Here is a 21,313-nt window from a genome sequence, read left to right as displayed (position 1 = left end):
CGCGCTCAGCGCGCCGGTCGCGGTCCGATGATCGACGCCCGCTCCATCACGCGGATCGCGGGCCAGTAGTCGCTCGCGGCATAGTGCTGGACCGCCCGGTTGTCCCAGAAGGCAATCGAATCGGGCTCCCACTGGAACCGGCACTGGTGTTCGGGCGCATCGGCCTGGCGGCACAGCCGGTCGATCAGCGCCCGGCTCTCGTCCGCGTCCATTCCGTCGATATGCGAGACGAAGACCCGATTGACGTAGAGGTGACGGCGGCCGGTGGCGGCATGCGTGCAGACCACCGGATGGGTGACCGCGGGGTGCTGCACACGCATCTGCGCGCGCTGCTCCTCGGGCACGAAGCGGCCGAACGCCTGCGTGTAATCGTGGACGGCGTCGAGGTTTTCGATCAGCTCCTTGGTCTCGTCATCGAGTGATTCGTAGGCGGCGTACATATCCGAGAACAGGGTGTCGCCACCGAGCGCCGGGATCGAAATGCCGTGCAGGACCGCGCCCATGGACGGCTGCGGGCGCCAGGTCACATCGTGATGCCAGGAGTTCTCGAAACCGGCCACCTCAGCGCTCTTCTCGAAGCGCACCAGTTCCGGCTGGGCGGTGTTGGACGGAATGAACGGGTGAATCTCCAACTCGCCGAACCGCTTCGCGAAGGCGATGTGCTGCTCGGGCGCCATCGTCTGATCGCGGAAGAAGATGACCTTGTATTCGTGCAGCGCCTGCCGGATCTCCGCGATCACCTCGGCGGCGAGCGGCACGGTGAGGTCGACACCGCTGATCTCCGCACCGATGCTCGCGCCCACCTGCCGCGCCTCGAGATGCTGCCAGCGCAGCGCGGAGAGCCGATCGCGTTCGGCGGCCACATGCGTGAACGGACCCACGATCAGCGGGTACCCGTCCAACCGCGACGGCTGGATCATGCGGTTGCCGACGTCGGCGGTCTTCGTGGTCGTTTCCATCAGAACCATCTCCTCGTGCATGCGTAGTCGAATGACTACAGCGCCCGAGTGCTAACGTAGTCAGATGACTACACGTAGTCAATCGTCTACAGCAGACTCTCAGAATGATGCCGACGTCCCGATGGGCCGCGCGGAGGTGGTCGCAGCGGTACTGACCCATGCCGCCGATCTCTTCGCCGAACGCGGTCCGGCCGCCACCTCGATTCGCGATATCGCCACCCGCTCCGGCGTCAACCACGGGTTGATCTTCCGGCATTTCGGGGCCAAGGATCAGCTCGTCGCCGCGGTACTGGACTACCTCGGGGCGCATTCGGCCGAGCTCATCGAAGCGAAGGCCGACCGCGCGGCGCTGGAGGCGCAGGTCGAGCGGCAGTGGAAGGTACTGGCCCGGGCCATTCTCGACGGCTACGAGGTCGGCAAGCTGCAGCAGCGCTTCCCGACCATGTCCAGCCTGGTCGACCAGATCAGGGAACGCCACGACAACGATCGTGAGGCCCGGCTCGCCGTCGCCAATACCGTTGCCCTGGAAATGGGCTGGCGACTGTTCGAGCCGTTCCTGCGCTCGGCCACCGGATTACAGGAGCTCTCCGAATCGGAACTGCGCGAGGCGATCAATGCCGAGACCAAGCGGATCATCGAACCGCACTGACCGTCCGGCGAAATCCTTGTGGTTCAGCGTGATTCGACCAGTTCGATCGTCGCGTCCAGCACCGCCAGGTCGGTGGAACCGGGGACCAGGATGAATTCGTCCAGCCCGGCGGCTTCCGCGCCGTCGAGTGCGCGGTGCAGCGCGGCGGCATCGAAGGTGGTCATCGCCGCGGCGGTGGTCCCGGCGGTCTCGGATCCGAAGAAGGCCAGATAGTCGGCGGTGAACTCGCGCAGCACCGCGGCCGGGTCGGGTACGCCGAGTACGTAGAAGCAGCCACTCACCAAGCGGGGCGCGGTATCTCGCGCGGCGGTGGCCCAGGCCTTCCGGGCCGAATCGGCAGCCCAGGCGATCTCGGCGGGTACGCCACTGAGGCTGAAGGCGACCACGCCGTCGGCCCACCGGGCCGCGCGGGCGAGCGATTTCGGTCCGAGCGCGCCTGCCAGTATCGGCGGGCCACCCGCTTGCACACAGGGCGGGCCGATGGGGTCGCCATCCGGCGTGGACGGGGTACCGGACCAGAGCTCGCGCAGTTCGGCGACTCCACGCTCCAAGCGGTCGTGACGGTAGCCGAAATCCGCTGCGAGACTGCGGTAATCATCGGGCCGGGCGCCGACGCCGACTCCCACCGTCAAGCGCCCGTCGGACAGGACATCGATTGTCGCGGCTTGTTTTGCCACCAGAGCGGGCGGATGCGCGGGCAGCACAGCGACATTGGCGATGATCCGGACCCGCTCGGTCAGTGCCGCGGCCGCCGCCAGGGTCGTCCACATCTCCGGATTGTGGAAGGACATCCGCTCACCACACGAAATACTGGAGAACGGTCCCTGTTCGGCCTGCAGGCACCAATCCACGGTCGAGCGCCGGTCATAGCCCCGGCACATGGTGGGCAGTGCGATACCAATATCCATCCGACCACTGTGCACCGGCGGCGCGATCGAGACCCGCGGAATGCCGGACAGACCCAGAGTTCGGGCAACCATCATCGCGGCGCAAGGTGGCGGTCATGAGTAGCGGCTAGCTTTCGGCCGGTGATGAAGGTCAGAGTTGGTGTGGCGGTAGTGAGTGCGTGTGCCGCGGTAGGACTGGTGGCGAGCGGATGCTCCAGCGGGAGTGCGAATTCCAGTGGGCGTGATGAGCATGTGCTGCTGCTGTCGGTGGATGGGATGCACGAGTCGGATCTGACTGATTATCTTGCGGCGCATCCGGATTCGAATCTGGGGAAGCTGGTCGGCCAGGGTGCGCACTACACGAACGCGCAGACTCCGATTCCCTCGGATTCCTTTCCCGGCCTGATGGCGATGCTGACCGGCGGCAGCCCGAAGACCACCGGGGTGTACTACGACGATTCCTGGGCACGCGATCTGCTGCCCGCCGGTACCACCGACTGCGCGCATGCCGCCAAGGGTGCGCAGGTCGATCTGACCGAAGACCTGGACAAGAACGTGCACCGCATCGACGGTGGTCAGGGGCTGGCCGGGCTGCCCGACAGTATCGGCAGGATGACCGATGATCCGACCACGGTCATCGACCAGGCGAAGCTGCCGGTGGATCCGGCCGGTTGCAAGCCGCTCGCCCCTGCCGACTATCTGAAGGTGAACACGGTCTTCTCGGTGCTGCACGCGGCCGGTGATCGCACGGCGTGGACGGACAAGCATCCGGCGTATCAGATCGCCAACGGACGCGGCGGGCGCTCGATCGACGACCTGTTCACTCCGGAGATCAGCAGCAGCGCCACCGACGACCCCGCCGCCGACAGCTGGGACAAGAACAACACCCTCACCCGCCGCTACGACACCTACAAGGTGGACAGCGTGGTGAACGAGATTGCGGGCAAGGATCATTCGGGCGCCACCGATGCCGGGGTGCCGGTGCTGTTCGGCATGAACTTCCAAACCGTCTCCACGGCGCAGAAGTTGCCGGCGTCCAAGGGCTACCAGCCCGACAGCAAGCCCGGCGCACTGCTCAGCGGCGCACTGGATTTCGTCGACCAGCAGTTGGGACGCATGGTCACCGCGCTGGATCAGGCGGGCCTGCGCGACAAGACCACCATCGTGCTGACCGCCAAGCACGGACAGGCACCGATCAAGGCGGACAGCCTGACCCGCATCGACGACAAGAAAATCATCGATGCCATCGATACCGAATGGGCCGCAACCCATCCGGCGACCCCCAAACTCATCGCCCATTCGGTGGACGATTCCGCCCTCCTCATGTGGCTCACCGACCGCTCCGCCGCCGCGGCCGCCTTCGTGAAACAGAAGCTGCTCACCACCAACGGCACCGCCACCGACATCGCCGGAAACCCCAAGCCCTACACCGCCTCCGGCGTCGACAAGGACAAGCTGTACGTCGGCGCCGACGCCGCAGCCTTCTTCGGCGTGAACTTCGACGACCCCCGCGTCCCCGACGTATACGCGGGCGTCACCCCCGGCACCGTCTACACCGCCGGCAAATCCAAAATCGCCGAACACGGCGGCATGACGCCGGACGACCGCCACGTCCCACTTGTCGTGGTAGGCAATGGGATCGGCAAGCAGGAGCAGAAGGGCGAGGTCGCACTTACTCAGATCGCGCCGACCATCCTGCACCGCCTCGGCCTCGACCCCGTCAAACTCGACGCGGTAGCAGCCGAACACACCGCGGTGCTGCCCGGGGCTTAGGTCCACAAAGCCCGTGCACACTAGGCCGGGATCCACTGAAAACCGCTGGGGTGCTTGCGGTGTGGATCCCGGCTGAACTCCCGCCCGCGGTTCTGTCCCACAGTCGCCTTCGCAGTTCGAAGTTACTGCGTGACGACGGCACTCGCGTAGCCGTGGGCGCGGCCGCTGAGTTCGGCGTCGAGCGATTCCTGCGCGAACCGCATCTGCTCTCGATATCCGGGCAATTCCAGACGCCGCATCCCCTCCTCGGGCGCGACACTCTCAACGATGGCAGTGATCCACCAGATATTGCCGAACGGGTCACGAACACGTCCCCCACCGCGCCTTTGCCGTGTCGAGTGCGTTCCACAATGCGGTGGCAGTGCTCGAATCGCCGGGAGGACGGTGGGCTCTTGCTCGGCGCGCGTGGTTGCTGGCGACAATGATCGATGCGATCGATCCGGCTGAGACGGAGGTGCTGAAGTGCTCGGACGCCTGCTGGTTGTCGCCATCATCGCTGTCTCGGCCCTCGTCCTGCGTTTCGTATTGCGGCGGATGATGACGCGTCTTGTCGGCCGGTCCGGGATGAGCGCGGAGATCTGGCGGTTGGCAGAGCGCTGCCAAGGACCATTCGTGCTGATGGCGTTTCTGCTGCTGCTGCGGACATATCAAGGTGTGCTGGAATCGACGGCAGAGGTCAACGGCTGGTTCGGACCATTGCTCAATGTCGTGGTTCTCCTGTCGGCGGGCTGGCTGGCCACCCGGATCACCGCGGTACTGATCGCGTTGGCGACCGCCCGATTCGGCCGGACCACGGTCGACGACCCGCAGCGGCTGCAGCGGATCCGCACGCAGATGCGGGTCTTCGAGACGATGGCCTCCGTGCTCATCTGGCTCACCACCCTCATCGTGATCATGCTGACCTTCCCCGCCACCCACCCCATCGCGACGAGCCTGTTCGCTTCGGCGAGCCTGCTGAGCCTGGTGATCGGTATCGCCGCGCAGAACACCCTGGCCTCGATGATGGCGGGACTGCAGATCGCCTTCGGTGACGTGGTGCGCATCGACGATATGGTCGTCGTGGACGGAAAGCGCGGCGTCGTGGAGGAACTCGCCCTGACCTACGTCGTCATACGCATGCTGGACTACCGGCGGGTGGTGGTACCGGTGACCTATTTCGTGAACATGCCGTTCGAGAACTGGACCCGCAAACACCCGGGTGTCCGGACCGACACCTATCTCAATGTCGACTTCGCCGCACCGGTCCCGAAGATCCGCGACGAGGTGCGCCGGCTCATCGAGAACTCCCCCCTCTGGGATCAGGACGAATGGGCGTTGGTGGTCGCCGAGGCCGAGACCGGCCTCGCCTGCATGCGATTGCAGATCTCGTTTACCGCTCCCACCCCGAGCATGGCCGCCGACCTCACCGCTCAGCTGCGTGAGCACCTGATCGACTATCTGGTACGCGAAGCCCCCGAGGCGTTACCGCGAGCCCGTACCGCCGCTGTGGCAATGCACGAGCCTCCGCCCTGAGCCCGCAGGCGGTCAGGCTTTTTCCTCCCACACATATCCGTCCGGGTCGGCGAACGAACCGATACCGCTGGCCATGACCAGGCCGTGCGGACCATTGCCGTCCGGGGCGACCCCCGCCTCCTTGGCGGCGGCCTTACGCGGGTACAACGCCAGGGTGACCGGCGAGCCCGGCTGCGCGAACTCGGCGTACTTGCCGCCGAAGCTCTTCGTCGCCGTCAAACCGCGATCGGTGTAGAACTGCTTGCTGGCCTTCACATCTGATACGCCCATCAGCAACACCAGGTCGTCGATCTCGCGGGTGAGCGGGCCTACGTCCTTCTTGTTCGAGGTGGCGATCTTCCAGATCGTCCCCTCCGGTGCCTGCACCACCCCGCCGTAACCCCACAGGCTCTTCTTCGCCGGCTTGAGGACGGTGAACCCGGCCTCGACCGCGGTGCCGACGAGGCTGTCGACGGTGGAGGGCTGTGACACCACCAGGGACAAGATGAATCCGCGGAAACCGGTCGTGGGCGCCGGGGAAGCCCGGAACCCGAGCCGCTCCCCCAGCCCGAACGCGGCGTCGTAGATCGCGGCAGCGGCCCGGGGGTCGGCCACCTCGAGCTGAATGTTGATGTCGGTGCTGGTGTTTACGTTGATTTCCATGCTCATAACGCTAGATTCGGGCCGCCGCCGTCACATCCGTGCCGACCACCGAACCCACCACTGAGACGCAGTCGGTGGCTCACCGTCCGACCACGCAGACACCTTCCGCCGCGCGCCGCAGAGTTCGGTCCGTAGGGTGAGCTCTCATGGAATCCGGTACCCAGCTCGAGGACCTACGGTCCGCACTCTCGTGCGTCTACCAGAAGCTCGACGCCGAGAGCCTCACCGAGCCCGATCGCGTCGAACTGGTGGCTCGCGCCGAGGTGGTTCAGAACCAGATCGACGCGATCCAGGATGCCATCGGCAACGAGGAACTCGCACCGTAGACTCCTGCGAGCCAACCGAACCTGTGGTGAATCATCTGTGCGGTGACAGAATCGTGCGATGACAGCTGCCAGAATTGCTTGCCACCAACGACTCTCGGCAATCCTGGCCTCCCGCAGCGATATCGAGCTCGCTGAGTTGATAGGCAGCGGTCGCGTCGTGAACGTGGGTGTGGGCGGTGACGCGGCGGTCCTCGTCGTAGACGGCGTACCGGTGTTCGCCAAGCGGATACCACTGACCGACCGGGAGGTCGCCAACCAAGGCGCCACCGCGAACCTGTTCGACCTGCCGGTGTTCTGCCAATACGGTATCGGCGGCCCAAGTTTCAACGCATGGCGCGAGCTGGCGGCGAACAATATCGTCACCGAAGCCGTGCTGTGCGGCGAGACGCAGGCGTTCCCTATCCTCTTCCACTGGCGGGTACTACCCGGCCGGTCGCCGATCGCAGCCGAACACGCCGACATCGACACCGTCGTCACCGCCCAGGGCGGCTCCTCGGCGGTGCGGACCCGGCTCGAAGCGCTGGCCGCCGCATCGTGCAGCCTTGTGCTGTTCTGCGAGTACGTCCCGTACTCGATGGCGGACCTGCTGTGCGAGAACCCAATTGGCAAGGCATCCGCACTCGAGCGGCAGTTGTCGGAGATCGTGGCGTTTCTGCGGGATCGGGAGTTGCTGCACATGGACGGGCACTTCGAGAACATGCGCACCGACGGGACCCGGATCTATCTCTGCGACTTCGGGCTGGCCACATCGCCGCGATTCGACCTGTCAGCCGCCGAGCGCGACTTCGCCGAACAACACATCACCCATGACGCCGACTACGCCGCGATGCGATTGGTCAACTGGCTGGTTACCGACGTCTGTGGCATACCGACATCGCCCAACGGCGGACCCTCGGCACGCAACGAGTACGTCATTCGTTGCGCTGCAGGCGATATCCCGCACGACGTGCACCCGGAAGTGGCTGCGATCCTGACCCGGCATGCACCCGCCGCCGCGAAGATGAACGCCTTCTACTGGAAACTCTTCGGCGGCGACATCCACGCGGAATACCCTGCGTGACTGCGCACCGGCGGACTCCCCTGAAGCGTATGGCCGGCCGACCGCGCGTTCCGGCTCGGCCACGGGATCTCGCCGGCCGCGGCCCACACAACGGTCTCCCTGGGCACCAGATCCCCACGGTCCGTGGATCTTCCGCGGTGCGGCGCTGACCGCTTCGTGTGCGTCAGACGAGCAGGACGCGGCGCCCGCGGGTGTGTCCAGCTTGGCTGTCCGCGTGCGCCGCGGCGGCTGCGGCGAGCGGGTATGACCGGTCGACCGGGATGCGGAGCTTGCCGCGTTGAACGAGGTCGACGGCTGTGGCGAGTGCGTCGGGCATGCTTCCGGCGACGCCGGCGAATCGGATGCCGAGCATCGGCGCCTCGAGGTCGGCGATGGTGACGACCTTGTCCGGGTCTCCGGTCAGGTCCAGGAGTCCGCGCAGGACGCCGGTGCCGTTGAGGTCCAGGGCAGCGTCGATGCGACCGAACTCGCGTATGCGCTCGACCCAGCCCGGGCCGTACGTGGTGGCGATCGCGCCGAGGCTTCGCAGGTAGTCCTGGTTCGCGGCCCCGGCGGTGCCGATCACCGTGATCCCCCGGTCGCGGGCGATCTGCAATACCGTCGACCCGACCCCACCGGCTGCACCGCTGACCAGCAGTGTTTGCCCGGATTGGACACCGACCATTCGAATGATCCGCAGAGCGGTCTCGACCACCGAGGGGTACCCGGCGGCCTCGGCGAAGGTGAGCTCCTCGGGCAGGCGCGCCCAACTGGAGAGCACGGCGTGCTCCGCGTACGTGTTCGAACCTCGGCCGAATACATGCTCACCGATCTCGAAATCGGTGACACCGTCACCGATTTCGTCCACCACGCCTGCGGCGTCCTGCCCGAGGCCGACTGGCAGCCGGAGCGGGTGGACTCGTTGAAACTGCCCCTCGCGAACCCGCCAATCGTGCGGATTCACCCCCACCGCGCGCACGGCGATGCGCACTTGGCCAGGACCGGCATGGGGCTCGGCCACCTCAGTCAGTTCCAGCACATCCGGGCTGCCGAATTCGGCGAAGCGTATCGCTCTCATGCCTCCAATATAACGCTAACCGTTAGTGTTTTGCAACGGATAGTGTTTCATGATTGATGCATATTCGTATCTGATAGCATCGGCGGCGTGGACGTGCCGACCGGACGCCGGGAGCGAAAGAAGGCCGCGACCCGCGGGAAGATCGCAGCGGCCGCCCGGCGGCTGTTCCTGGAACACGGGTACGACGCCGTGGGAATCCGCGAGGTGGCCACCGAGGCTGACGTGGCCGTCACCACGCTCTTCGCGCACTTTCCCTCGAAAGAGGCCCTGGTGTTCGAGCATGACGAGGACTTCGAATCCCGGCTCACGCACGCGGTCACCGACCGGGCACCGCACGAACCGCTGATCCCCGCGCTGCGCAACGAGATCCAGGCCATGGTCCGGCACTGCGCGGCGCCGGAGGCCGCCCCGATCTGGCATATGATCGACAGCTCACCCGCTCTGCGGCAGTACGACGGGTCGGTCCGCCTGCGGCACGCGGAGGCGCTGGCGGCCGCTATCGCCGCCGATCTCGACCAGCCGCCCCCCGCAACGGCCTGCCGGACGATCGCCAGATTCGTGATCGACGCCTATTCATTGGGTCGTGAGTCACCGGACCCGGAAGCCACGGTGAACGAGATCTTCCGGATGATCGAGGCAGCCTGGGCGGTCACCGGCAGCGTCGATGCGCGGTAGTTCGCGCATTCGCACATTCGTCGAAAAGTGTTCGGCCCTCGCGGTTTCCGCGAGGGCCGACTTAGCTCAGGACTCGACCTGGCGGGTTTCGTGGTCTAGGTGTGGGCGGCGCCGTCGATGCGGATTTCGGTGCCGCTGATGAAGCGACCGTCGTCCGAGACGAGCATGGCGATGACACCGGCCACGTTCTCGGGTCCGGCCAGTTCCTCCGGGTTGTCCTGCGGGACAATGGCAATCAGACGCTGGAGAAAGGACCAGTCGGAGTCTGCCGGCAGGTAGCCCAGGGTCGCGTCGGTGATGCCGGACTTGATGCCGCCGGGGGCGACGCTGACCGCGCGCAGGCCCTGCTTGCCGTACTCCAGTGCCAGCCCGTGGGTCAGGCTCTGAATGCCGCCCTTGCTCGCGGAGTACGCCGCCATGTAGGGGTGCGCGAAACTGGCCGAAGTGGAGCTGAAGTTCACGATGGTGCTGCTCGAATTGGCCAGCAGTGCGGGCAGCGCCTCCCGGATGACCAGGAAGGTACCGGTGAGGTTCACATTGATGATCTGGTTCCACAGCTCGAGCGAGGTCTCGTGGGTGTGCGCCGCGCGCAGAATGCCCGCCGCATTGACCAGCGAGTCCAGTCCGCCCAGCGATTCGATCGCGCTCTTGACGCCCGCGATGACATTGGCTTCCTCGCCGATGTTCATTTCGAGCGTGGTCAGGCGGGTATCGGTACCCGCGACGGCCGCATGCTTGCGGGTCAGCGCCAGACCCTCGACGTTCACGTCGGCGCCGACCACGAGCGCGCCTTCGGAGAGCAGGCGAAGGACGGTGGCCTGACCGATGCCGGATCCGGCGCCGGTCACCAGGATGCGGCGCTTCTCGAGTCGGTTCATGGGTCTGCTCCTCGGCATCGGGGGTGTTCCTGACACGATATGCCATAAATGACATGTTGCGCCATTAAATGTTCCGAGCCCGGTAGAGTACGCCTGTGATCAGCGAGCGAAACCGTCCCGCGCCCGGCCCCGGCCGTCCGACACTCAGCGAGACCCGCCGCGCGGCCACCCGCCGCGAAGTGGCGCTGGTCGCCGCCCAGCTCTTCGCCGAAAATGGTTACACCGCAACAACAGTCGACGATATCGCCGCAGCAGCGGGCATGGGCCTGCGCACCTTCTACCGCTACTTTCCCGGCAAGGAAGACGTCGTCGCCCCCCTACTGTCGACCGGAACCCAAGCCTGGGCCGCCGAACTGGCCAACTGCCCGCCCGACCTCCCCCTGCGCGAGGCCCTGAGCCGCTCCTACCGCACCGCCACCGCCGCCGCACTGGCGCGAGAAGGCATCGCCGAAACCCTCCTGCGCCCCCTGCTGCGCGCCGCCACCGAACTCCCCGCTCTCCGCGCCACTTGGCTACGCGTGCAACAGGATTGCGAAACTCGCCTCATCCCCATCATCGCCGCCCGCAGCGGCCGCCCCACCGACGACCTCGACGTCGCTCTCACCGCCGCCATGGCCAATACCGCCGTACGCCTCGCCACCGAACGATGGGCAGCCGGCGAGGGCCCCGACTCCGCCGCCGACGCAGTCGACACCTGCCTCACCCGCCTCGTCACCCACAATCTCCTGTAGTGGTGACCGAAAGACGCTGAGCGCCAAGACCTGACGTCCTCGTGCGGCATTTCAGATCCGATGTCGGGACGCGCTGCCGCCACCACGCGCCGGGCTGAGCGGCCCGGTCAGGCGGCGAAGACGGTGCGGACAACGGACTCGGCGCCGTCGATTTCGACCAGTCCGAGGGCGCGGGCGTCGCCGAGGGCGAGGGCGCCGGCAGCGAGGCCGAGGATGCAGGCGGGGTCGGCGCGGACGGTGGCATCGAGGGCGCGGCCGTCATGCGGTCCGACCGCGAATCCGGAAGGCGTGGAGCGGAGTTGGAGGGGCGGGCCGCCGATCTCGAGGCCGATCGCCGCCGAGGGGCGGACCTCGACCCGGGTGTCGAGCAGAGCCGGTACCGCGAGGGCGAGCCATTCGGGGCGGAAGGAGTCGCCCTCGGGGCCGCGGAGCATCAGGGGGGTGGACCAGCGGATCAGGCTCTCGATCGGCCGGCGTAGCTCGGCGCCCCACGGTGTCAGGGCGTATTCCACCACACTGCCTGCGCCCGCTAGTCGCCGCTCGATCACACCGGAGGTCTCGAGGTCGCGGAGCCGGTCGGCGAGCAGATTGGTCGCGATGCCGGGCAGACCGTCGATCAGGTCTCGGTAGCGGGCGGGGGCGATGAGGAGCTGGCGGACGATGAGCAGGTTCCAGCGGTCGCCGACGACCTCGAGAGATCGGGCGAGCCCGCAGTACTGGCCGTAGCTACGCATCATTTTCCCACGATCACTTGATATTTTAAAGTAGACTTGAGTTTCTCAATCGTACCTTGACACTGAGCTCGGAGGGGTCCGCCATGGCCGATATCACCAGCAGTGTTCGACCCGCCTGGGTCGATGACGACCTGTTCCCGTTCGAGAGCCGTTTCGTCGATATCGACGGGCACACCGTGCACTACGTCGACGAGGGGTCGGGTCCGACACTGCTGCTCCTGCACGGCAATCCGACCTGGTCTTTCCTCTGGCGCGATGCGATCAGTGCGCTGCGCGGCGAATTCCGTTGTGTCGCACTGGATTACCCTGGTTTCGGGCTGTCGACGGCCCAGCCCGGCTACCGCTACCTGCCCGAAGAGCACGCCGATGTGGTGACCAGGTTCGTCGATACGCTGGGTCTCGAGGGTGTCACTCTGGTCGGGCAGGATTGGGGCGGCGCCATCGGCCTGGCGGTCGCGCAGCGGCGGCCGAAGGTTTTCGACCGATTGGTGCTCGCCAACACGTGGGCATGGCCGGTCAACGGCGACATGCACTTCGAATCCTTCTCGCGCATCGTCGGCGGGCTTCCGATGCGCTTCCTGGTCCGGCGGCTCAACCTGATCGTCAATGCGTTCATCCCCATCGGCCATCGACGCCGGAAGCCGACCGCGGCCGAGATGACCCACTACCGACGGGCGCTCGATACGCCCGAGCGCCGCCAGGCCTGCGCGGTGCTCCCCGGCCGGATCCTCGGCAGCCGGGCCTTTTTCGCCGAGGTCGAAGCCGGCCTCACCGACATCGCCCACCTCCCGACGTTGATCGTGTGGGGCGACGCCGACTTCGCCTTCCGCCCCCAGGAGCGCGAACGGCTCGAAGCGACGTTCCCGGACCACAAAACCGTGATCGTTGAGGGTTCGGGCATCTACGTGGAGTCCGACGCACCCGAGGAGTTCGTCGCCGCGATCCGCGGCTGGACAACGACATAGTGGAGGCACGGCCCCGAGCTGCCGGTTGGCATCCCCTCGACGGAACAGGCTTGTGCGGCTTGCCGATGACTGGCCACGGTGTCCCCCGACGGCGTCGTGCAGAACAACCCGACCAACTATCGGGTCAACGCCGACGGCACGATCGACAGCGGATCCTTCGACTTCACCAGCCGCGGCGCCGAGTAGTCAGGAAGGCTCGGTTCCTCCACGACCATCTGTGAAGTCAGCTCGCCGAGCGGTCCACCGGCCACACCCCGTCGGTCTTGTGCCACACGGTGTGATTCATGGTGCCGTCGGTGAGTTCGACGTCGACATTGCCGGTATCGCCGTTCTCGGTGCTGTCGGACAGGTCTGTCGCTCACGGGTCGATCGGGAGGTGGGATACGTTGAGCTGCAAGGCTCGTCACTACGAGTCGTTGTTGCTGGAACTACTCGCTCCGCCGGAACTATCCGCCGCGTCGGGTGTGCTGAATCTGCCTGTGGCCAGGGCGGTTTCGCGGTGGCGGGCGGGGAAGCCGGGGCCCAGGTGGACGGAGACGTCGGTGTGGTGGAGGGGGGTGCGGCAGTGGGCGCAGACTACTTCGGCGTGGGTGTCGTGGTGGCAGGTGTTGTGGTGGAGGGTGATCGGGGGGCCGGCTTCGGGGGAGAGCCAGGTGTCGCCCCAGTGCATCATGGCGGCGATGACCGGGAAGAAGTCACGGCCCTTGGGGGTGAGGTGGTACTCGTGACGGGGTGGGCGGGTCTGGTAGGGGACCTTTTCCATGAGGTCTTCTTCGACCAGGCGGGTCAGGCGCTGGGTGAGGACATTGCGGCTCAGGCCCAGGGTGCGCTCGAAATCGTCGAAGCGCTTGGCGCCGTAGAACGCCTCGCGCAGGACCAGGGGCGTCCACCAGTCACCGATGAGGTCTACGGTGCGGGCTACGGTGCACGGCCAGTTCGCGAAAGTCGTCCGTTTCATGCGACCACGGTATCCAGGCGAGCGGGGACGTACTTGTGCCACGGGGTGCCGACCCATTCGTCGCGGGAGTCGAATTCGGTCAGTTCATTGGGTGCGACGCCGGTGGTGACCTGGGCACCGGTGGCATCGGTGACCGAGAGCCCGAAGCCATTGGGCAGCGAGAGGTGTCCGGAGCGCATGCGGTCGGTGGGCTCCACCGGCACCTCGACACTGCCGCGCCGGGTGCTGACACGCACCAGATCGCCGGCGGCCAGGCCGAGCCGGTCGGCGTCGATGACGCTGAGGCGCAGGGTTCCGCCGCTATCACGCTTGCGCCACAGGGGATCTCGGACGATGGTGTTCGCGGTGAAGGCCCGGCGCTCTCCGGCGGAGAGCACAAAGGGCCACTGCCCGCCGACAGACTCCGGTTCGGGCAGTGTGGCCACCACCTGCAGCAGTTCCGCGATGCTCAGCTGTACCTTGTTGTCGCGCAGCCGCTTCCAGGTCTCCTCGTAATCGTCCTCGGTGATGACGACGCCGTGCTCACCCTCGAGAATGGCTTCGAAGAGTCGCTCCCCCGCTTCCAATCCGGTGCCGTATCCGGCGCGTTCGACACTCTCGGGGAACTTGCGCGCACAGTTGTAGGCCGCCGCCCAGAGCAGGGCGGCCGCTGCCGCACCATTCGGCAGCGTCGGGCCGAGCGTCCGATACAGCAGTACGGGAGCGAGTTTCGACTTGGCGCGATCGGCGAGCACCCCGAGGAAGGCCATGGCGAACGCCTGCCGCCCCTCCGCGAGCGCAGCCCGCAGCGGCGCGTAATCGTCCTCGGTGAGCGCGCCGGACGCCTCGACCAGGCGGGCGTGGATCTCCGGCTCCGACAGCACCCCGTCGGGCGCGGGCAGCACCGGGTGGCGGAGGTGGAAGATATTGCGCGGGAAGTCGAAGTTGAAGAACGTCGCCTCGTACTTCTCGAACTGGGTCGCCGCGGGCAGCACATAGTCGGCCAGGCGCGCGGTCTCGGTCATCGCCACATCGATGACCACCACCAGCTCCAGCGCCTCCAGCGCCGCCCGCATGCGGGCCGAATCCGCCAGGGAGTGCACGGGATTGCTGCTCTCGATGAACATGGCGCGGTAGCGGGCCGGATGATCGGTGAGGATCTCCTCGGTGATCACATTGGCCGGTATCAGGCCGCTGATAATGGGCGCGCCGACCACCGGACTCTTGGGCCACTCCCCCGCCGGATGCCCCCGGTCGTGCCCGATGGCGGCCATACCGGTGAACGCGTACTGGGTTCCGGGCTTGGCCAGATTGCCGGTGAGCAGCCACACCAGCTTCTCCAGATAGCTGACGACGGTGGAGTACCGGTTCATCTGCACGCCGAGATCCTCCAGCGCGGCCACCGATTTCGCCCGCGCCAGCCGATGTGTCGCGGCCACCACCAGATCGATCTCGACATCGGCTATGGCGCAGTACTTCTCGATGGGCACCCCGCGCAGCACCGCGACCACCTCGTCGAGACCCTCGGCGTGCTCGGCCAGCCAGTCGATCTCGATCAGATTGTCGCGCAGCAGGATTGCCGCCATCGCCGACAGCAGATAGACGTCGGTGCCCGGCCGCAATTGCAGATGGAAGTCGGCGAGTTCCGCCGTCTCGGTGCGGACCGGATCGAGCACGATCATCGACCGCTCCGGATCCCGCGCAATCTCCTTGAGCACCGTGCGGGCGCGCGGAAATCCGTGCGACTGATAGGGATTCTTGCCGATGAAGAACGCCACCTCGGCATGCTCGACATCGGCACGCACCGGATGCCCGAACATGCGCGCGCCCACCCAGAAGTCGCCGGTCTTCTCCTGCGCCAGCGCGCTCGACCGGTACTTCATCCCGAAGGCGGCCATGGTGGCGGGCGCGTACGCCCCGCCCAGATGATTGCCCTGGCCGCCACCGCCGTAATAGAAGATCGATTCGCCGCCGTAGCGGAGCCCGACCTCCCGCAGCCGCGCGGTGATCTCGGAAATCGCGGTATCCCAGTCGATTTCCTCGAACTCACCATCGGCCCGGCGGCGCAGCGGAGCGGTGATCCGCCCCGTGCGCCCGTTCTGATAGTGGTCCAGCCGCAGCGCCTTGTTGCAGGTGTACCCCGCCGAGGCGGGATGCAGCTTATCGCCGCGGATCTTCTCGAAGGACCGGCCGTCCGGCCCGAGCAGCACCTGAATGCCGCAGTTGCACTCGCACAGGATGCATGCCGTGGGCCGCCATTCCGTCATCGGTACAGCGTAGGACAGTTAGTTCACTAGCGCTACTTACTCGGGTAGGGCCAGGTCCAGTCGGCGACCTCCGGAATGTCCGCACCGTGTTCGCGGGTCCAGGCCCGCGCGGTCCAGCGCGCGTCGACCATCTCCTGACGGAGACCGGCCGCCCTGGTCCCGAGCCCCGGCACCCGATCGATGACATCCATGACCAGGTGAAACCGGTCCATGTCATTGAGCATCACCATATCGAAAGGCGTTGTGGTGGTGCCCTTCTCCTTGAAACCGCGCACATGCAGACCGGAATGGTTGGCACGGCGGTAGGTCAGACGGTGAATGAGCCACGGATAGCCGTGGAAGGCGAAGATGACGGGGCGGTCGGTGGTGAACATAGTGTCGAAGAGGCTGTCCGACAGGCCGTGCGGGTGTTCGTCCTGCGGCTGCAACCGCATCAGGTCCACGATATTGATCACGCGAATCCGCAACTCCGGCAACCGTTCCCGCAGTATGGCAGCGGCGGCGAGGGTCTCCAGCGTGGGCACGTCACCGGCGCAGGCCAGCACCACATCGGGGGTGGTGCCGATATCGTCGTTGTGGCCCGCCCACTCCCAGATGCCCGCGCCTCGAGCGCAGTGCGCGGCGGCCTCCTCCACCGAAAGCCAGTCGGCCTGAGGCTGTTTGCCCGCGACCACCACATTGACGTAGTGGCGCGAGCGCAGGCAGTGGTCGTAGGTCGAGAGCAGGGTATTGGCGTCCGGCGGCAGATACACGCGCACGATTTCGGGCGATTTGTTCAGCACCACATCCAGGAAGCCGGGGTCCTGATGGGTGAAGCCATTGTGGTCCTGACGCCAGACATGCGACGACAGCAGGTAATTGAGGCTCGGAATGGGCCGCCGCCAGGCCACCGCCGCACTGGCGTCGAGCCATTTGGCGTGCTGGTTGAACATGGCGTCGATAATGTGGATGAAGGCCTCGTAGCAGGTGAAGACGCCGTGCCGCCCGGTGAGCAGATAGCCCTCCAGCAGGCCCTCGCACATATGCTCGGACAGCACCTCGATGACGCGGCCCTTGCGATCCAATTTCACGTCGTACTCACCGATTTCGGCCTGCCAGTCGCGGCCGGTCACGGTGAGGATGTCCTGCAGTCGATTACTGGCGAGTTCATCGGGCGCGAAGGTGAGGAAGTTGTCCGGGTTACCGGCGGTGACATCGCGCAGCCACGTACCCAGCACCTGGGTCGCCTCATGCATGGTCGCACCCGGTCCGGGCACCTCCACGCCGTAGTCACGCCAGTCCGGCAGCCGCAGATCACGCACCAGCATGCCGCCATTGCTCACCGGATTGGCGCTCATGCGGCGGTCCCCGACCGGCACCAGGCGCTGCAGTTCCGCGACCGGCTGTCCGGCCTCGTCGAAGAGCTCACCGGGCCGGTACGATTCGAGCCACTGTTCCAGCACCGCACGGTGTTTCGCATCGGTGCGGGCGGCGGGCAGCGGCACCTGATGCGCACGGAAGGTGCCCTCGACCCGCTCACCGTCGACCACGGGCGGACAGGTCCAGCCCTTCGGGGTGCGCAGCACGATCATCGGCCAGATCGCGCGTGCACCGTCACCGCCGCGGGCGGCCTGCTGAATGGCGGCGATCCGGTCGAGGCAGCCGTCCATGGCGGCCGCCATATCCTGATGCACCGTCGCCGGATCGCTGCCGGAGACGATGACCGGCTCGTAGCCGTAGCCGCGCAGCAGCGAGATCAGTTCGGACTCCGGAATACGCGCCAGAATGGTCGGATTCGCGATCTTGTACTGGTTCAGCGCCAGGATCGGCACCACCGCACCGTCCCGCGCCGGATTGATGAACTTGTTCGCATGCCAACTGCCGGCCAGCGGACCAGTTTCGGCTTCACCGTCACCGATCACGCAGAAGACCGTGAGGCTCGGATTGTCCAGTGCCGCACCGAAAGCATGCAGTAGTGAGTAGCCCAGTTCGCCGCCCTCATGGAAGGAACCGGGTGTCTCGGGCGCGCAGTGACTGGGCACGCCGCCCGGGAACGAGAACTGGGCGAACAGCGCGGCCATGCCGTCGCCATCACGCGGAATATGGCTGTACAGCTCGGAATACGTGCCCTCCAGCCAGGCGCACGCATTGGGCCCCGGCCCACCGTGCCCCGGGCCCGCGACGAACACGGCATTCAGATCTCGCGCCAGAATCGCTCGATTCGCGTGCACCCAAACAAGATTCAGCCCGGGCACAGTGCCGAAATGTCCCAGCAGGCGCGGCTTGATCTGCTCCGGCACGAGCGGCTCTCGCAGCAGCGGATTGGCCATCAGGTAGATCTGCCCGACCGCGAGATAGTTCGCCGCTCGCCACCACGCGTCGATCGTCACCAATTCGTCGCGTTCGAGCGGCCCGGCCACCTCCCCGAGCCGATAGGGCTGCGGAGCGAGCGTCTCGCCGCCCTGCCCGCCGATATTATCGGCCGAGGTATCACTGGCTGCGCCGGTCAACTGCGTCATGCGTCGAGCTCCTCACGCTTGCGGACATCGCTTGGCGAACCTGCGGGCGGGGATTTCATTGCCCAGGCTACCGGCCGCGCGAACCGGCACGCCATTACGACGCACCGCACCCGAGTCTGCTCCGCGCTCGGCGGGAGTGCCCACATTCATGCAAGGATTCCGAGATGGAAGCCGCGCCCGAGACGAGTACCCCGCAGGCGGTCCAGGCACGATTGTGGCCTGTCGTCACGCTCTATATCGCGGTCACACTCGTCGCATCAGCGGGATTGCTTGCCGTGCAATCGGTCAGCGGGATCGATGCGGCGGTGCTGTCACTGGTGCAGTTCGCCCCCGCCATCGGAGCGCTGATCACCTGGTTGTCCTTCCGCAAGAGCATCACTCGGCTGCTGCCCGCCGAAATCCCCTGGCGGCGGGTGCGAATCGATCTGCTGTCGATTCTCGTGGCGTGCGTCGCGATCTGGGTGCTGGGCGACGCGGGGATGGCCTGGTCCGGGCACCCCATGGTCGGGCCCGCCGCGGTCGCGGCCACACCCTTCGCGGTATTCGTGGTGCTGCAGCTCATCGGGGCGTGCGGCGAGGAGATCGGCTGGCGCGGGCTGCTGCAGCCGCTCCTGGAGTCGCGCGTGCGCCGGCTCGCCGCCGTGGCCCTCACCGGGGCGATCTGGGCGCTCTGGCACGTCCAGGCCTTCGCCGCGGGCTTCATATCCGCCATTTCCTTCGTCGTGGCGGCCATGTCCTTCTCGGTACTGCTCGGGTACCTGGGCAATGGCAGCGTTCGCCAGCGGGTCCTGATCGCCTCGATCGGGCATTGGCTGATCAATATCGCGTGGTACCTCGTAGCCGGCGACAACACCCTGGACCGGCCGCAGGTCGTCTTCGTCGCGATCAGCGCGGCACTCGTCGCCGGCGGCGTCATGGCGGTGCGCGCGGTACGCCGCGACGGGCCGCGCCGGCGGCGGGTCGCGGCTTGACAACCGGTCCGTCCCGGTCCAGTATTGCCAGGTCAGCACCTCGCTAGGCGAGGCTCCTGTTCGAACACAGGCCACTGATCCGACGACGTCGAGAGACGCCCAGGGTTAGGACAGATCATCCCGGATTAAGGGTCGATCCAAAGTGGCTTCCCCGCTCGGGGATACGTCGTTCAGTGCCGAAGCTCTGACGAGAGGGGTGCCGGCCACGCCGTTCGGCTGTGGCCTACTCCCCTGCACGAGTGCGGTTGACCCGTTTTTCCAGGCGCCCTCGTGCGCCCCGGCGGCAAGGAGGTGAAGGGACGATATGAAGTCCGGCGATAGTCCGTATCCGAGTTCGGCGAACCACCACTCGTTCCCAGCCTGCCGCGAAACAGCTTGCGGCGGCTGACTTTCCGTAAGGAGAAAGTCATGACCTTCACCGTATCCCCGCGTCAGCTCACCGTTCTTTCCATCCTGGGCGATTCGGCCCGGCGCATGAAGGCCCGGCACACCCTGACCGCGGCCGAGCGCCACAACATGCGGGCGTCCTTCCACCGCACGGCAATCTTCACCGCCTCCATGGGTGGGCCCACCTACTACCGGTGACCAGGTCTTTTCACGCGATCAGCCCGATATCGCGACGGCCCTGGCCGACAGCCGGACCGGGGTCCGTCGCAACCACCCTGTGCAATAGCTCGTGGTAGACGTCGCGGAAATCGACGGTGGTCTTCAGATCGCCATTGTCGAGGTCGGTGAGACCGGGTTCGTCGCCATAGAATCCACCCCGGATCGGGGCGCCGGCGACGAATACCGGTCCCGCCGTGCCATGGTCGGTGCCCTGCGAGGCATTGGCGGCGACCCGGCGTCCGAATTCGCTGTAGGCCAACAGAACTACGTCACGACCACGCGGATGGGTGGCCATATCCGCGAGGAAACCGGAGACCGCCGTATCCAAGCGGCCCAGTAATTGCTGCTGGGTGCGGCGTTCGTCGGCGTGGGTGTCGAAGCCGCCCAGGCTGACCGAGTAGACCTGGGTCGGGACACCGGCTTTGATGCAGGTGCCGACCAGATCGAGTTGAGCCTGCAGCGGATTGTCCGGCGATTTCGCGGGCGGCTCGATCGTCGAGAATGCCTGCAGCACAGCCTCGTCCGCACCATAGCCGGCACACACCAGCGCCTGCGCCGCACTGTCGTGCGGATCCACCGTCGCCAGCCCGCTCAGCGCGGCCGCCATCTCGGCCGACAGCGGTGCGGAGGCCGGATCCAGGGCTGCGGCAGTGTATTTCGCGCCGATCGCCAGCTGCGGCAGCACCGGTCCGATACTGACCGCGCGAATGGGATCACCGCCGGTGGCATCCAGCCAGCGGCCGATCCACCCGGAATTGACCGGCTCATCCGGTGCGGCGGTCTGCCAGATATCCATCGACCGGAAGTGGCTGTGATCGGGTCGCGGATAGCCGACGCCACGAACAATGGCCAGATCGCGCTGCTGCCACAGCTGTGCGAAACCCTTCATGGCGGGATTGAGCCCGAGCTGCTCGTCCAGCCGGAGCACCTCCTCCGGCTGATAGGACAGCTCCGGGCGGGCGGCGTGATATGCGCTGTCCGCGTACGGTATTACCGTATTGATACCGTCGTTGCCGCCGTAGAGGGTCAGCAGCACCAGTACCCCCGAGCCCGCCGCAAGCGGTGTCGTGGCCGCACGATGGTGCAGTTCGTCCCAGGTCACGCCGGCGGCGCCCAGGACGCCGAGAGCGCCGAGCACACTGCTGCCGACGAGGAAGTTCCGGCGGTTGAATTCCGGCATGGGGCA

20 protein-coding genes and 1 riboswitch are annotated in these 21,313 nt (G+C 66.4%); of the genes, 10 read left to right on the top strand and 10 right to left on the bottom strand.

The annotated features are described in order from the left end of the window. Positions 1-5 precede the first annotated feature (5 nt). Positions 6-959: a TauD/TfdA family dioxygenase gene (locus ABZX86_RS21650; RefSeq protein ID WP_355126038.1), complete on the bottom strand. Its 954-nt coding sequence runs from the start codon at positions 957-959 to the stop codon at positions 6-8. Positions 960-1,023: 64 nt separating this feature from the next. Between ABZX86_RS21650 and ABZX86_RS21645 the strand changes: the two genes are divergently transcribed. Continuing rightward, positions 1,024-1,608, top strand: coding sequence for a helix-turn-helix domain-containing protein (locus tag ABZX86_RS21645; protein ID WP_355126036.1), 585 nt, complete (start codon positions 1,024-1,026; stop codon positions 1,606-1,608). Positions 1,609-1,631: 23 nt separating this feature from the next. On the opposite strand, the gene ABZX86_RS21640 is transcribed toward ABZX86_RS21645, so the two are convergent. After that, a complete protein-coding gene (locus tag ABZX86_RS21640; protein ID WP_355126034.1) occupies positions 1,632-2,516 on the bottom strand; it encodes an LLM class flavin-dependent oxidoreductase in 885 nt (294 codons plus the stop codon). Between the two features lie 123 nt (positions 2,517-2,639). On the opposite strand from ABZX86_RS21640, the gene ABZX86_RS21635 reads away from it, so the two are divergent. Next, positions 2,640-4,268, top strand: coding sequence for an alkaline phosphatase family protein (locus ABZX86_RS21635; protein ID WP_355126032.1), 1,629 nt, complete (start codon positions 2,640-2,642; stop codon positions 4,266-4,268). Between the two features lie 462 nt (positions 4,269-4,730). Next, entirely contained in the window at positions 4,731-5,780 is a 1,050-nt protein-coding gene (locus ABZX86_RS21630; RefSeq protein WP_355126030.1) for a mechanosensitive ion channel domain-containing protein, read from the top strand. 12 nt (positions 5,781-5,792) lie between these two features. Here ABZX86_RS21630 and ABZX86_RS21625 read toward each other — a convergent pair whose 3' ends face one another. Continuing rightward, on the bottom strand, positions 5,793-6,422 hold the full coding sequence (locus ABZX86_RS21625) for a glyoxalase (protein WP_355126028.1): 630 nt from the start codon (positions 6,420-6,422) through the stop codon (positions 5,793-5,795). A gap of 146 nt (positions 6,423-6,568) precedes the next feature. Here ABZX86_RS21625 and ABZX86_RS21620 point away from each other — a divergent pair, with 146 nt between their 5' ends. Both ABZX86_RS21620 and ABZX86_RS21615 read left to right on the top strand, forming a co-directional pair. Further along, a complete protein-coding gene (locus tag ABZX86_RS21620; protein WP_355126026.1) occupies positions 6,569-6,748 on the top strand; it encodes a hypothetical protein in 180 nt (59 codons plus the stop codon). Positions 6,749-6,806: 58 nt separating this feature from the next. Further along, a complete protein-coding gene (locus ABZX86_RS21615) occupies positions 6,807-7,808 on the top strand; it encodes a serine/threonine protein phosphatase (protein WP_355126024.1) in 1,002 nt (333 codons plus the stop codon). 163 nt (positions 7,809-7,971) lie between these two features. Here ABZX86_RS21615 and ABZX86_RS21610 read toward each other — a convergent pair whose 3' ends face one another. After that, positions 7,972-8,865: an NADP-dependent oxidoreductase gene (locus tag ABZX86_RS21610; RefSeq protein WP_355126022.1), complete on the bottom strand. Its 894-nt coding sequence runs from the start codon at positions 8,863-8,865 to the stop codon at positions 7,972-7,974. Between the two features lie 87 nt (positions 8,866-8,952). On the opposite strand from ABZX86_RS21610, the gene ABZX86_RS21605 reads away from it, so the two are divergent. Beyond that, positions 8,953-9,540: a helix-turn-helix domain-containing protein gene (locus ABZX86_RS21605; protein ID WP_355126020.1), complete on the top strand. Its 588-nt coding sequence runs from the start codon at positions 8,953-8,955 to the stop codon at positions 9,538-9,540. A 95-nt stretch (positions 9,541-9,635) separates the two neighbouring features. Here the strand turns inward: ABZX86_RS21605 and ABZX86_RS21600 are convergent, their stop codons facing one another. Continuing rightward, complete coding sequence (locus ABZX86_RS21600; protein ID WP_355126018.1) at positions 9,636-10,418, bottom strand: SDR family oxidoreductase; 783 nt, start codon at positions 10,416-10,418, stop codon at positions 9,636-9,638. Positions 10,419-10,513: 95 nt separating this feature from the next. Between ABZX86_RS21600 and ABZX86_RS21595 the strand changes: the two genes are divergently transcribed. Then, a complete protein-coding gene (locus tag ABZX86_RS21595) occupies positions 10,514-11,149 on the top strand; it encodes a TetR family transcriptional regulator (protein WP_355126016.1) in 636 nt (211 codons plus the stop codon). A gap of 107 nt (positions 11,150-11,256) precedes the next feature. Here the strand turns inward: ABZX86_RS21595 and ABZX86_RS21590 are convergent, their stop codons facing one another. Then, complete coding sequence (locus ABZX86_RS21590) at positions 11,257-11,883, bottom strand: helix-turn-helix domain-containing protein (protein WP_355126840.1); 627 nt, start codon at positions 11,881-11,883, stop codon at positions 11,257-11,259. A gap of 83 nt (positions 11,884-11,966) precedes the next feature. Here ABZX86_RS21590 and ABZX86_RS21585 point away from each other — a divergent pair, with 83 nt between their 5' ends. Next, a complete protein-coding gene (locus ABZX86_RS21585) occupies positions 11,967-12,848 on the top strand; it encodes an alpha/beta fold hydrolase (protein ID WP_355126014.1) in 882 nt (293 codons plus the stop codon). A gap of 406 nt (positions 12,849-13,254) precedes the next feature. Here the strand turns inward: ABZX86_RS21585 and ABZX86_RS21580 are convergent, their stop codons facing one another. Genes ABZX86_RS21580 through ABZX86_RS21570 form a run of 3 tightly spaced genes read right to left on the bottom strand, consistent with a single transcriptional unit; the run spans position 13,255 to position 18,550 of the window. Further along, on the bottom strand, positions 13,255-13,806 hold the full coding sequence (locus ABZX86_RS21580) for a helix-turn-helix domain-containing protein (RefSeq protein WP_355126012.1): 552 nt from the start codon (positions 13,804-13,806) through the stop codon (positions 13,255-13,257). Next, positions 13,803-16,052: a molybdopterin-dependent oxidoreductase gene (locus ABZX86_RS21575; protein ID WP_355126010.1), complete on the bottom strand. Its 2,250-nt coding sequence runs from the start codon at positions 16,050-16,052 to the stop codon at positions 13,803-13,805. The genes ABZX86_RS21580 and ABZX86_RS21575 overlap by 4 nt, the downstream gene beginning before the upstream one ends. 32 nt (positions 16,053-16,084) lie before the next feature. Next, positions 16,085-18,550, bottom strand: a complete 2,466-nt coding sequence (locus tag ABZX86_RS21570) for a phosphoketolase family protein (protein ID WP_355126008.1) — start codon at positions 18,548-18,550, stop codon at positions 16,085-16,087. A 164-nt stretch (positions 18,551-18,714) separates the two neighbouring features. On the opposite strand from ABZX86_RS21570, the gene ABZX86_RS21565 reads away from it, so the two are divergent. Together ABZX86_RS21565 and ABZX86_RS21560 are read left to right on the top strand one after the other, a co-directional pair. Continuing rightward, positions 18,715-19,521, top strand: a complete 807-nt coding sequence (locus tag ABZX86_RS21565) for a type II CAAX endopeptidase family protein (RefSeq protein WP_355126006.1) — start codon at positions 18,715-18,717, stop codon at positions 19,519-19,521. Between the two features lie 32 nt (positions 19,522-19,553). Then, positions 19,554-19,724: riboswitch (M-box (ykoK) riboswitch) on the top strand. A gap of 205 nt (positions 19,725-19,929) precedes the next feature. Next, positions 19,930-20,106, top strand: coding sequence for a hypothetical protein (locus tag ABZX86_RS21560; protein ID WP_327140683.1), 177 nt, complete (start codon positions 19,930-19,932; stop codon positions 20,104-20,106). Between the two features lie 10 nt (positions 20,107-20,116). Here ABZX86_RS21560 and ABZX86_RS21555 read toward each other — a convergent pair whose 3' ends face one another. After that, complete coding sequence (locus ABZX86_RS21555) at positions 20,117-21,307, bottom strand: DUF1501 domain-containing protein (RefSeq protein WP_355126004.1); 1,191 nt, start codon at positions 21,305-21,307, stop codon at positions 20,117-20,119. Positions 21,308-21,313: the final 6 nt, after the last annotated feature.

The organism is Nocardia sp. NPDC006630 (assembly GCF_040611495.1).
Classification (GTDB): domain Bacteria; phylum Actinomycetota; class Actinomycetes; order Mycobacteriales; family Mycobacteriaceae; genus Nocardia.
Note: the sequence above shows the minus strand (reverse complement) of the source record. Positions and strands in the feature narration are given on the sequence as shown.

Excerpts from the sequence above, each read along its gene's own strand:
- ABZX86_RS21560 (WP_327140683.1), top strand. The coding sequence starts at position 19,930 with ATGACCTTCACCGTATCCCCGCGTCAGCTCACCGTTCTTTCCATCCTG.
- ABZX86_RS21645 (WP_355126036.1), top strand. The coding sequence starts at position 1,024 with ATGACTACACGTAGTCAATCGTCTACAGCAGACTCTCAGAATGATGCC.
- ABZX86_RS21610 (WP_355126022.1), bottom strand. The coding sequence starts at position 8,865 with ATGAGAGCGATACGCTTCGCCGAATTCGGCAGCCCGGATGTGCTGGAA.
- ABZX86_RS21615 (WP_355126024.1), top strand. The coding sequence starts at position 6,807 with ATGACAGCTGCCAGAATTGCTTGCCACCAACGACTCTCGGCAATCCTG.
- ABZX86_RS21585 (WP_355126014.1), top strand. The coding sequence starts at position 11,967 with ATGGCCGATATCACCAGCAGTGTTCGACCCGCCTGGGTCGATGACGAC.
- ABZX86_RS21570 (WP_355126008.1), bottom strand. The coding sequence starts at position 18,550 with ATGACGCAGTTGACCGGCGCAGCCAGTGATACCTCGGCCGATAATATC.
- ABZX86_RS21650 (WP_355126038.1), bottom strand. The coding sequence starts at position 959 with ATGGAAACGACCACGAAGACCGCCGACGTCGGCAACCGCATGATCCAG.
- ABZX86_RS21575 (WP_355126010.1), bottom strand. The coding sequence starts at position 16,052 with ATGACGGAATGGCGGCCCACGGCATGCATCCTGTGCGAGTGCAACTGC.
- ABZX86_RS21590 (WP_355126840.1), bottom strand. The coding sequence starts at position 11,883 with ATGCGTAGCTACGGCCAGTACTGCGGGCTCGCCCGATCTCTCGAGGTC.
- ABZX86_RS21635 (WP_355126032.1), top strand. The coding sequence starts at position 2,640 with ATGAAGGTCAGAGTTGGTGTGGCGGTAGTGAGTGCGTGTGCCGCGGTA.
- ABZX86_RS21600 (WP_355126018.1), bottom strand. The coding sequence starts at position 10,418 with ATGAACCGACTCGAGAAGCGCCGCATCCTGGTGACCGGCGCCGGATCC.
- ABZX86_RS21620 (WP_355126026.1), top strand. The coding sequence starts at position 6,569 with ATGGAATCCGGTACCCAGCTCGAGGACCTACGGTCCGCACTCTCGTGC.
- ABZX86_RS21640 (WP_355126034.1), bottom strand. The coding sequence starts at position 2,516 with ATGGATATTGGTATCGCACTGCCCACCATGTGCCGGGGCTATGACCGG.
- ABZX86_RS21565 (WP_355126006.1), top strand. The coding sequence starts at position 18,715 with ATGGAAGCCGCGCCCGAGACGAGTACCCCGCAGGCGGTCCAGGCACGA.
- ABZX86_RS21555 (WP_355126004.1), bottom strand. The coding sequence starts at position 21,307 with ATGCCGGAATTCAACCGCCGGAACTTCCTCGTCGGCAGCAGTGTGCTC.
- ABZX86_RS21625 (WP_355126028.1), bottom strand. The coding sequence starts at position 6,422 with ATGGAAATCAACGTAAACACCAGCACCGACATCAACATTCAGCTCGAG.
- ABZX86_RS21580 (WP_355126012.1), bottom strand. The coding sequence starts at position 13,806 with ATGAAACGGACGACTTTCGCGAACTGGCCGTGCACCGTAGCCCGCACC.